This window comes from Streptomyces sp. NPDC037401 (genome assembly GCF_055602345.1).
Window position 1 is genome coordinate 1 of record NZ_JBVJWO010000070.1, and the last position, 10523, is coordinate 10523.

At 72.2% G+C, this 10523-nt stretch carries 11 protein-coding genes and 1 riboswitch; of the genes, 5 read left to right on the forward strand and 6 right to left on the reverse strand.

The genetic code is table 11. From position 1 onward, the window contains the following. Positions 1–277 precede the first annotated feature (277 nt). Together ACZ7H1_RS37000 and ACZ7H1_RS37005 are read right to left on the reverse strand one after the other, a co-directional pair. Complete coding sequence (locus tag ACZ7H1_RS37000; RefSeq protein ID WP_470792844.1) at positions 278–409, reverse strand: hypothetical protein; 132 nt, start codon at positions 407–409, stop codon at positions 278–280. Positions 410–666: 257 nt separating this feature from the next. Beyond that, positions 667–1866, reverse strand: coding sequence for a serine hydrolase domain-containing protein (locus ACZ7H1_RS37005; RefSeq protein WP_470792846.1), 1200 nt, complete (start codon positions 1864–1866; stop codon positions 667–669). A gap of 357 nt (positions 1867–2223) precedes the next feature. On the opposite strand from ACZ7H1_RS37005, the gene ACZ7H1_RS37010 reads away from it, so the two are divergent. Next, positions 2224–2850, forward strand: a complete 627-nt coding sequence (locus ACZ7H1_RS37010) for a GOLPH3/VPS74 family protein (RefSeq protein ID WP_470792847.1) — start codon at positions 2224–2226, stop codon at positions 2848–2850. 121 nt (positions 2851–2971) lie between these two features. Here the strand turns inward: ACZ7H1_RS37010 and ACZ7H1_RS37015 are convergent, their stop codons facing one another. Then, positions 2972–3310 carry a helix-turn-helix transcriptional regulator gene (locus tag ACZ7H1_RS37015; RefSeq protein WP_470792849.1) on the reverse strand — a complete coding sequence of 113 codons (339 nt, stop codon included), beginning with the start codon at positions 3308–3310 and terminating at the stop codon, positions 2972–2974. Between the two features lie 125 nt (positions 3311–3435). Between ACZ7H1_RS37015 and ACZ7H1_RS37020 the strand changes: the two genes are divergently transcribed. After that, positions 3436–3786 carry an STAS domain-containing protein gene (locus ACZ7H1_RS37020; protein WP_470792851.1) on the forward strand — a complete coding sequence of 117 codons (351 nt, stop codon included), beginning with the start codon at positions 3436–3438 and terminating at the stop codon, positions 3784–3786. Between the two features lie 49 nt (positions 3787–3835). Here the strand turns inward: ACZ7H1_RS37020 and ACZ7H1_RS37025 are convergent, their stop codons facing one another. Next, positions 3836–4171, reverse strand: a complete 336-nt coding sequence (locus ACZ7H1_RS37025; protein ID WP_470792853.1) for a hypothetical protein — start codon at positions 4169–4171, stop codon at positions 3836–3838. A 109-nt stretch (positions 4172–4280) separates the two neighbouring features. Beyond that, a complete protein-coding gene (locus ACZ7H1_RS37030; protein WP_470792855.1) occupies positions 4281–4724 on the reverse strand; it encodes an Ohr family peroxiredoxin in 444 nt (147 codons plus the stop codon). 84 nt (positions 4725–4808) lie between these two features. Beyond that, positions 4809–4877, reverse strand: a riboswitch (guanidine-III (ykkC-III) riboswitch). Positions 4878–5243: 366 nt separating this feature from the next. On the opposite strand from ACZ7H1_RS37030, the gene ACZ7H1_RS37035 reads away from it, so the two are divergent. After that, a complete protein-coding gene (locus tag ACZ7H1_RS37035; protein ID WP_470792857.1) occupies positions 5244–6359 on the forward strand; it encodes an AI-2E family transporter in 1116 nt (371 codons plus the stop codon). 141 nt (positions 6360–6500) lie between these two features. Here the strand turns inward: ACZ7H1_RS37035 and ACZ7H1_RS37040 are convergent, their stop codons facing one another. Beyond that, complete coding sequence (locus ACZ7H1_RS37040; RefSeq protein ID WP_470792859.1) at positions 6501–7106, reverse strand: TetR/AcrR family transcriptional regulator; 606 nt, start codon at positions 7104–7106, stop codon at positions 6501–6503. A 163-nt stretch (positions 7107–7269) separates the two neighbouring features. On the opposite strand from ACZ7H1_RS37040, the gene ACZ7H1_RS37045 reads away from it, so the two are divergent. Together ACZ7H1_RS37045 and ACZ7H1_RS37050 are read left to right on the forward strand one after the other, a co-directional pair. After that, positions 7270–8646: a purine-cytosine permease family protein gene (locus ACZ7H1_RS37045; protein ID WP_470792860.1), complete on the forward strand. Its 1377-nt coding sequence runs from the start codon at positions 7270–7272 to the stop codon at positions 8644–8646. Between the two features lie 94 nt (positions 8647–8740). Beyond that, positions 8741–10390 (forward strand): amidohydrolase, encoded by a 1650-nt coding sequence (locus ACZ7H1_RS37050; protein ID WP_470792861.1) that lies wholly within the window; start codon positions 8741–8743, stop codon positions 10388–10390. Positions 10391–10523: the final 133 nt, after the last annotated feature.

Here is a 10523-nt window from a genome sequence, read left to right on the forward strand (position 1 = left end):
CACTGGTACTAAGCCACCAGCGGACAGCAGACGCACGAAATCGCCCGGCCGGGACCTACCGGCCGGGCGATCGTGCGTATACGGCCGCCTCGCTCACCGGAAGTCCTCCCCGGCCGAGGCGGACCGGCGGCGACGGCGCGTCACAGTGCCCGGGGCAGGCCGATCAGAGGGGTGCGGACCAGTCCGTCGCTGCCGTGGCCGGCGGTCGCGGGCGAGATCGGCCGGCCCGTGCGGTGACCGGGCGGACAGGCCGCCGTCCGTGCGCCGCACAGCCGGGTCACCGCTGCCCGGAGAAGTCGGCCACCCGCACCGCGTCGGAGCCGTCCACGGCGATCCCCCAGGGCAGGGTCAGGCTGCCCGTGATGAATGGTTGTGCCGCGGTGGCGCCGTCCGGAGGGATCGGGGTCACCGGGGCACCGGCCGTCGGAGGCCGGCAGGCCGGGCCGACCGCATCGGCCAGTTCCCCGGCGGTGCCGTCCTCGCAGGGCAGGGGACCACGCCGCTGTTGGACACCCACTGGTTGCCGGCGCTGTCGGCGGCGATCCCGAGCGGGCGCCGCAGCCCGCCGCCGGTCACCGTCCGCTCCAGCGTTCCGTCGGGGGCGAACACGGCCACGCCGTCGCTGCCGTCGTGAGCGGACGGCCCCGCCCCTCCGCCGCTTCCGTTCTAGTGGTCGTCGAGGAGTGCGCAGGCGAAGTCCTCCTGGACCGTACGGAGCCGCGCGAGCAGAGCGGGTTTGTTGCTCTTGCTGGTCTGGGTGTTGATGGAGAACGTGAGGGAACGGGTGCCGTCGGGGGTGGTGGCGGCGAGCTGGGTGTAGCCGGGGAAGTTTCCGGTGTGGCCGTGGAGCACGCCGCAGCGGGTGGTGTACTGGAAGATCGCGAGCCCGGCGGCATTGGTGCCGGGGCCGGCCGGCTCGGAGGAGTCGCCGGGGCGGAAGGTGAGCTGCTCCTTGCGGGTCTTCGCCGAGAGCAGCGTGGGACCGCCGTACGCGCGGATGAAGGCGCCCAGTTCCCTGGGGGTGGAGACGATGCCGCCGGAGGCCCAGACTCCTGAGGCGCCGATGGCCTCGCTGATGTCCTCGGGCTCGGCGGGCGGGGTGACGTCGTAGCCGTGGAGGAACGGGCGCGGGAGGCGGTAGTCCAGGGGCAGACTGGTCTGGCGCAGCCGGAGGGGGCGGTACACGAGGTCCTTGAGGAGGTCTTCGTAACGGCGGCCGGTGGCGGCTTCGGCCATGAGGGCGACGGCGATGTTGTCGGAGTTGGAGTACTCGTACAGGGTCCCCGGGCTGAAGAGCAGCGGCTCGTCCGCGACGAAGTCGAGGAGCGTGCGCGGGTCGAAGACGTGGCGGGGGTCGGCCTGGAGAATGCTCAGGAACTCCGGGTCGGCCGAGAAATCGGGCAGGCCGCTGGTGTGCTGGAGGAGCTGACGCAGGGTCACTGCATGCCAGGCGGCGGGTTGTGCGGGCAGCAGGTCGCCGATGGTGTCGTCGAGGGAGAGGTGCCCCTGGTCGACGAGCCGGAGTGCCACGGCCCCGCTGAACGCCTTCGCGATGCTGGCGATGCGCATGTGGTCGTCGAGGTGCGGTCGGCGCCCGGTGGCGATGTCGCCGACACCGGCGGTGTACACCTGCGTCCGGTCGCCCCGGGTGAGCACGGCGATCACCCCGGGCGGGCCGTCGTCCTGGGCGACGAGCCGTTCGATCTGCCGCTGAAGGCGCTGGTCGTGGTACGGGCGTTCGCCTGCTGGGCCGGGGTCCGATCCGGCCGCCTGCGCGGGCGGGAGGAGCGCGCCGAGCGCGGCGGCGGAGAGGGCGGCGACGGACAGTCCGGCGCGGAAGCGGCGTACGGAGGCGCGGGTGGGCACGGGTGTCTCCCGGTGTGCGACGGGGCGGCTGACGGCCGATGAGGACCGCCGGTACTGCCTGCCTAGCAGCCGGGCGGGTGTTCCGGGCCCGCGGCGCGCGTGGCGGGGGCCGGTCGGCCGACACGAAGGTCCCCCCGCGCCGGGCGTGTCGCACGTCGCGTGCCGGTGCCGGACCGAGCCGCTTCGCGACAGGCATGACGATCCGCGGTTCTACGTCGAGGGATCGACCGTGGACCAGGACGAATGGACCGAAGGTTACGTGACGGACTGACGGTCGTCGGTTCGGTGGCTACCAGTAGGTGGCCACTCTGATCGATAATGGCCGACGACCTCCCTGCACGGTGAGAGGAACCCTTGATGACCACGCCGCGGGACTTGTTGATCGTTGCCATGGACACGGGGTCCGGCCACCCCGTCGAACAGGGCGACCTGTCGCTCGCGCTCGCCGCGGCGGAGGTGATCGACTTCCTTGCCGCCGGGGCCGTCAGGCTGGACGGGGATCACATCGTGCCAGGTGATCAGCCGGCACCGGCTGATCACCTGCTGGCCGAGGCAGCCGCGTCGTTCGTCCGGGAGGCGCCGTACGAGTCGGTCGTCGACTGGCTGTGGCGCAGGGGCAGCGGGCTGTCTGCCGCGTACCAGGCCGCTCTTGAGGCCGAGGGGCAGCTCGTCCGGCAGCGCCGGCGCGGGATCTCCTTCCGGGCCGGTCGGCTGGTGCCGGCCGATTCGCCCGCGCGCAGCCAGGCCGTGGACCGCTCGACATCGGATGAGCCCGTCCTCGCCACTCTCGCGGAGGCCGTGGGCGCCCGCACGGCGCGGACCGGAGACTCCGCGGACGCCACCGATGCCACCGACGTCACCGACGACGACGTTGCGGAAGTGCTCGTCGCCCTCAGGGACGCGCTGGTGGAACTTGCGGCCGTACGGCAACGCCGGTCCATCGAGGGCGCGGCCTTCGACAACATCTGGCGAGGCGGCGTCTGATGACGGCGGTGTAGCGCCCGCCGGCGACCTGCGATCGGACCACTCAGTCGTAGCGGACGCAGATCGACACCGAGGGGAGTCGGGCACGGGCGCCCGGGTGGCCCTGGGAGCTCGGCGGCGGTCAGGCCCGCTGAGACTCGTGGCGGGCCGTGTGTGCCGTCGGCGGGTCCTCGGCGAAGAGGGCGAGCAGGCCGGCGATGTCGCGGCCTGCTTCGGCGGGGTGGCGGAACTTCGCCCCGGGGGTGATCCGGTAGTGGTTGCGGCGTCCTCGGCGTACCCGGGTGAGGTATCCCCCCTGTTCCAGGTCCGCGACGATCGACTGGACCGTCCGCTCGGTCAGCACACACGTCTCGGCGACCTCCCGCAGGCGTGCCCCGGGGTCTCGGGCGAGGACGAGGAGAACGCGGGCATGGCTGGTCAGGAACGTCCACGGTGCTTTGGGAGCTGCTGCATCGCCCATGACTCCAGAATGCCCCGATTTTGTATATACGTCCTGTCTTTCGCGTAATTCTTGACGTAGGTCGGCCAGGTGTCGACGATGCTGGTGGAAGGAGAAGCAGCCCCAGAACGAGCGGGGAGGCAGCCATGACAGCGATCGTGTACGACGACCGCCCCGGCACCCAGGAAACAGACGCCCTCGAGGTCGGGGTGACCCCAGGGCCCTCCGGGACCGTTCACGTCTGCGTGAGCGGCGAGATCGACCTCGACAACGCCGCGGCCCTGCGCGAAGACCTCCTGGCCGCCCTCGTCTCCCACCGCGGCACCCTCCTCCTCGACCTGGAACGGGTCACCTTCTGCGACTGCGCCGGCCTCAACGCGCTCCTGGCCGCCCGTCTCGCCGCGCTGCGGGCCGGCCGCCGCCTTCGCGTCACCGCCGCCGGCCGCCCCGTCGAGCGGCTCCTCCAAGTGTCCGACACCCGCGACCTCTTCAGGTGACCCAGGGCGGCCCTGAGGCTCCGGCCGGTACCGGCCGCGTGGCGGAGGTTCACAGCCGCCAGTACGTCCCCCCACGGGAATCGACGTGCACCAGGTGGCGGCCGACCCGCACCACGTGGTGGTCCGCACCGCACCAGGAGCCGCTCTCTCCGTCACCGCTCGGTAGCGGGGTCCAGATCTCCAGGAAGGTGCTCCCGTCCGGATTGGTGCCCCGTTCGACGAGGTCCGCGCCTTCCTGCCGGAAGGTGCCCGTGTCCTCGCCGGGCTCTCCCGTGAGGTGGTGGAAGTGCACGCGGGAGCCGTCGAAGGACGTGCGTCCGGCGAATCCCCGGCTGTCGGCGAAGTACGGTCCGGTCTGCAGCCACACCACTTCGCGGTCTTCCACCAGGGGTCCGCCGTTCCGGCTGATCCCGCGCCTCAGCCAAGCACCCCGCCCGGGCACCGGGACACCCGGCCCGCCCGGTGCCGGAGCACCCCCGGGGGCATCCGCCGGCTCACTCATCGGTGGCGTCGTCCACGGCCACCAGCGAGAGCGGGATGTTCCCGCGTACGGCCTGCGAGTAGGGGCAGACCGCGTCCGCCCGGTGCAGCAGGGGCAGCAGGTCCGCTGTCTTCCATCCCGGCAGGGAGACGGTGAGGGTCACCGCGAGACCGTAGCCCGCGGGCGTGTCCGTGGTGCCCAGCTGCACGTCGCAGGCGACGCGCGCCGCCGAGGCGTCCGCTCCGAACTCGTCGGCGACCTCGGCGAGCGCGGAGGTGAAGCAGGCGGCGAACCCGGCCGCGAACAGCTGCTCGGGGTTGGTGGTTCCCGGCACCTTCTTGCGCGGCGGAGCCAGGCGGACGTCCAGCCGCCCGTCGTCGGTGAGGACCGATCCGGTACGGCCCCCGCTGGCGTGTGCGGTCGTCCGGTAGAGGGTGTGGGTGAGTGGCACGGTCATGGTGTTCGGCCCCTTTGTCCGACGAGGGAACGCTGCCCGGGTCCGGACAGCGCTGTGGCGCCTGCCGGTGAACAGGGGGCGCCTGGCGCGTCGTCGTGCGTAACCGGGTACGGCGCATCTCGTCCGGGGCCTCGGGGTCGGGCCGGGGACCAATCTAGCAACGAGCGCCGGCCGGCCGGACCGCGCCTGCCGGTGACCCTCCTCACCTGCCCGCACGGGCCGGCCGGCCGCCTGGCACCGGCAGGCGTCTCTGATTCGGCCGTGGTCCGGCAGTAGCGATACGGCGCGGGGCCGGCGAGGGCGCCGATCCGCAGGCACCGGCGCAGCCGGCCGCTGCCGTGCTCCGGTCCTCTCGGTCAAGTCGACTCTTCCGTAGGCCGGAGGAGGCGTCCGGAGTATGGCCGGACACGAGGCCGGGCGCCGTCCTCGACCCGGGCGGAGACACCGCCGCAGGCCCGTGTGCCGCCGGGCGTCAACGGCGGTGTCCAGGTGCGAAAGGCGTGTGAATAGGGTGACCCCATGTCTGACACATTGAGCTCCGCAAGAGCCGCTGCCGCACTCCGTACGTCGGCACGTATCTCCGCCGAGTTGCTGGTGGTTGTCGTCATGGCGGCGGCGGCGCTGTGGATCCTGGGCCGGATGTGGTCGGTCGTCTGGCCGCTCATTGTCGCCCTCCTCCTCACCACCCTGACCTGGCCCCTGGCCGCATTCCTGCGCCGGCGGGGGTGGCGGCCCGCTCTGGCGGCCTCCGTGGTGATGGTGCTGTTCCTCCTGGTGGCCGCGGGCATCGCGGCGCTGATCGCCGTGCCCGTGGCCTCCCAGTCGGGTGAACTGGTCGAGGGCGTGTCCGAGGGCATCCAACGGCTGCGCGAGTGGGCGGCCGGGCCGCCGCTGAACATCGGCGACGACCAGATCACCGGTGCCTTCGACACGGCGATGGACCGCCTCCAGAACAGCGTCGGCAGTGCGGTCTCCACCGTCGTCACGGGGGTGAGCACCGTCTTCAACGGCCTGCTGACCGCCGTCCTGGCGCTCTTCCTGATGTTCTTCTTCCTCAAGGACGGCCCCCGCTTCCTGCCGTGGCTCACCCGCCAGCTCCCCGGCCGCCTCGCCACACACATCCCCGTCGTCGCCGCGCGCGGCTGGCAGACCCTGGGCTCGTTCGTCCGGTCGCAGGCCTTCGTCGGCCTCCTCGACGCCGTGTTCATCGGCCTGGGCCTGTGGATCGTGGGCGTACCGCTGGTGCTGCCGCTGGCAGTTCTGACCTTCGTCTCGGCGTTCGTGCCGATCGTGGGAGCCCTGTTCGCCGGTCTGGTGGCTGTGCTCATCGGGCTGGTCTCGAACGGCCTGACGGACGCGCTGATCGTGCTGGCGATCATCGTCGCGGTGCAGCAGCTCGAAGGCAACGTGTTCCAGCCCATGATCCAGAGCCGCGGTCTCGGTCTCCACGCTGCGGTGATCCTGCTGGCAGTCACGCTGGGCGGCAGCCTGGCCGGCGTCGTGGGCAGCCTGTTGGCCGTACCGGCCGCCGCACTCGTCGCCGTCGCCTGGAACTACCTGCGCGACCAGCTCAGCGAACCACCGCACGAGCCGGACGCCGACGAACGGCAGCCCGTCGCTCCTGCCGCATCGTAGGCACCCCGCCCGCCGGCCCCGTCCCTGCCCCCGGCCACTGCACGGGGGGCAGTCGGCGGGGAGGCGTCGGGAATCCGGTTCCCTCCGGCCTGAGTTGATGGCGGGCTCTCACCAGGCCCGGAACGGGGCGCCGCCGCGGTGTCAGGCCGGCGGAACCAGCAGGGCCGTGGCCGAACGGGCCCGCTCCAGGGCCGACGAGCGGGCCGTTCCGTGCTGGGCGAGCACCACGCGGGTGCTCAGCCCGTCCAGGAGGGCGAGCAACTCGGAGGCTCGCGCGGGGACGTCCAGGCCGGCCGCGAACCGGCCCTGCTCGACACCCTTGGCCAGCAGCGACTCCAGATCCGCCTGCCAGCCCTCGTCGATCTCCTCCTGGGCGGCCCGCAGCTGGTCGTTCGAGGGGGTACGGGCCCACAGCTCGATCCACAGTGTCCAGCGCGGGTCGCGCGGACCCAGGGGCAGGTACAGCTCCAGGAACATGTCGAGCTTGCGGGGGGCGGCGACCCTTCGGGCGAGCAGCTGCCGGCGCTCCACGGCGAGCCGGTCCTCGCTCCAGCGCAGGGCCGCCTGCAAGAGCTGGTCCTTGCTGCCGAAGTAATACAGGATGTGGCCGCCGCTGGTGCCGAGCCGTGTGGCCAGCGCGGACATGGTGAGGGACGCCAGTCCGTCCTCGGCGATCGCCGCCATGGCCTCTTCCAGCATCCGCTCCTGGGCGATCTGCCCGTCGCGCCGCCGTGCCGCTCCCGCCACCCGTTCCGCCTTCCCGGTCTTCCCGGTCTGTCTTTCCCGGTCTTCCCGGTCTTCCCGGTCGAACTTTATCCCGGGCAGGGTCTTGACGGGGCCCTCTTCCACCCCGCATCTTGAATGCCATTCAAGAAGTTTGAATGGCATTCAAGATCAAGGTGCGTGAGCGATGAGTGACGAGATATTCAGAGTCGAGACGCGCGGCATCGACCCGATTCCGGACAGTGAGCGCCACGGCAGCGCCAAGGACCTCTTCTGGCTCTGGTTCGGCTCCAACCTCACCTTCACCTACGTGATCAACGGCGCCCTCGCCGTGGCCTTCGGCCTCTCCTTCTGGCAGGCCACCGCCGTGGTCGTGCTCAGCGGGCTCTCCTTCTTCGCGGTGAGCGCCGCCGGGCTCAGCGGTATCCGCACGGGCACCGCCACCCTGGTGATCTCCCGCGCCGTGTTCGGCGTCCGCGGCAACCTCCCCGCCGGGTTCCTGAACTGGCTGGTGGGCATCGGCTACACCATCCTCAACACAGTCGTCGGCACTCTCGCCCTGGAGGTCTTCCTCGACGAACTGGGGCTGCTGCACGGCACGGCCGGCCGGGCGACCGCCCTCTTCGTCACCCTCACGCTGACCTTCGTGATCGCCATGTGGGGCCACGCCACCGTCCAGTTCGCCGAGCGCTGGATGGCATACGTGCTCGCCGCCGGGTTCGCCGCCCTGCTCGCCTTCCTGCTGCCCGGCGCCGACACCTCCGCCCCCGCGACCGCGGCACCCGGCCTGTCCGGCTGGAGCCTCGCCTTCGTGATCATGCTCGCCGGGCCGTTCTCGTACCTGCCGATGCCCGCCGACTACACCCGCTACCTGCCCCGCACCACCTCACTGAAGTCGATCACCTGGTCGGGGGCGCTGGGCGGGTTCCTCTCCTCGGTGGCCCTCGGCGTCGGAGGTGTGGCCGCCGCCACCCAGACCGACATGACCGACGCCGTCGCCGGCGCCGAGAGCTTGCTGCCCGGCTGGTTCCAGCCCGTGTTCCTCGCCCTCGTGCTCGGCGGCTCCGTCACCAACTCGATCATCACGCTCTACTCGTCCAGCCTCAACCTCCAGGTCCTCGGCATCCCCTGGAGCCGGGCCCAGGCCATCGTCGTCAGCGCCGGCATCACCGGCCTCGGCTCGCTCGGTGCGCTGTTCCTCACGGACTTCACCAGCGCCCTGACCTCCTTCCTCTCCCTCCTGATCATCGTGTTCGCCCCCTGGGGAGGGGTCTTCCTGTCCGACATGCTGCTGCGACGCTGCCGCTACGACGAACACGCCCTGCACGCCGCCGGTCCCGAGGGCGGCTACTGGTACCGCTCCGGCTACCACCCGGCCGGCCTCGCGGCCCTCCTCGCCGGCGTCACCTTCTCCGCCCTGACCTGCGACTCCGCCCTGTGGACCGGACCGCTCGTCGCCCCGCTCGGCGGCGCCGACCTCACCCTGCTGGGCGCCGTCGTCTCCGGACTCGCCTACTGGGCGCTGCACCGCCGGACCCCGGTGCGGGTGCCGGTCGCCCGCTGACGGCCGCGCCCTGACCGGCCGCCCGCCGACCGGCCGTACCCCTCACCGGCACCCTCGCCCCGAACCGCTCTCCACCACCACAGGAGCACCACCCATGAACCACCCCGCCGACCTGCTGCTCACCGGGGCCCGCATCCACACCGTGGACCCCGGCCTGCCCGAGGCCGAAGCCCTCGCCGTGCACGACGGGCGGATCGTCTGGGTCGGCGCCGACGCCGACGCCGAGGCCTGGGCCGGAGCCGGCACCGAGCGGATCGACGCGGGCGGCAAGCTGGTGCTCCCCGGCTTCATCGACGCCCACAACCACGTCCGGCTCGGTTCCGACGACGACTGCGTCCAACTGGCCGGCGTACGCACCCTGGACGCCGTCCTCGACCGCATCGGCGCCTGGCGGGAGGCCCACCCGGACGCCGGATGGATCGAGGCCGAGGCCTTCGACTACTCCGCCATCCCGGGCGGCCGGATGCCCCGGGCCGCCGACCTGGACCCGGTCACCGGCGACACCCCCGCGATCGTGCTCTCGTACGACGTGCACACGGCCTGGCTGAACACCGCGGCCATGCGCCGCCTCGGCGTCACCCGGGACCGCACCGACCTCCCCTTCGGTACCGCCGCCACCGACCCGGAGACCGGCGAACCCACAGGATTCGTCAAGGACTTCGCGATCAAGGGACTCTCCCGCGACGGACACCGCGCCCTGCGCGACCTGGGCGTTCCGTGGGCCTCGCCCGACCGCCAGTACGGCCGGCTCGCCAAGAGCCTCGACGACGCCATCGGCTTCGGCATCACCACCGTCGTGGAGCCGCAGAACTCCCTCGACGACCTGGAGCTGTACGAACGGGCCCGGGCCGAAGGCCGGCTGCGCTCGCGCATCGTCGCCGCGCTGTTCCACCCGCGGGGCACGACGGGCGAGGAGCTCGACGCCTTCGCGGCGGCCGCCCGCAGGCATGCGGGGGACCGGCTGCGGGTGGGGCCGCTCAAGCTGTACATCGACGACGTGGTCGAGCCGCGCACCGCCGCCCTGCTGGAGCCGTACACCGGCTGCGGCACGCACCGCGGCGAGACCTTCTACCCGGCCGAGGAGTTCGCGGAGCTGCTGGCCGGGCTGGACGCGCGGGGCTTCCAGTGCTTCGTCCACGCCACCGGCGACCGCGGTATCCGCACCGTCCTGGACGCGGTGGAGCACGCCCGTACGGTCAACGGCCCGCGCGACGCCCGCCACCAGGTCGTCCACGTGGAGTGCCTGGACCCCCAGGACGTGCCGCGCTTCGCGGAGCTGGGCGTCGTCGCCTGCATGCAGCCGAGGCACTGCGCCCCGGAGATCGCGGGCCCCGGCCAGGACTGGGCGGAGAACGTCGGCGAGGACCGCTGGCACAAGGCCTGGCCGATGCGGAGCCTGCACGAGGCGGGCGCGGTGCTGGCGTTCTCCAGCGACTGGAACGTGGCCGAGATGGACCCGATGGTCGGCATCTACACGGCGGTCACCCGCCGCCCGCTGGACGGCGGAGACCCGTGGCAGCCGGGCGAGACGGTCGACGTGAGGACGGCGGTGTACGGCTACACGATGGGCTCGGCCTACGCCAACTTCCTTGAGGACGACCGTGGTTCGCTGACCGTGGGCAAGGCCGCCGACTTCGTGGTCCTGTCGCGGGACATCCTCGCCATCGCCCCCGAGGAGATTTTGGGCACGGTCGCCGAGACGGTGGTGGTGGCGGGCGAGGTGGTCCACCGGACCGCGGCCTGAGAGGGACCGGGGGGGGGGGCGGGCCCGCCGGGGGGGGGGGGGGGGAGGGTGTGTCCGCCGCCCTCCCCCACAACGAAGAGGGGGGGGTTGTTCGTCGTCCGCGGCCGGCGGGTTCGCGTCAGCCCCCGGCCGT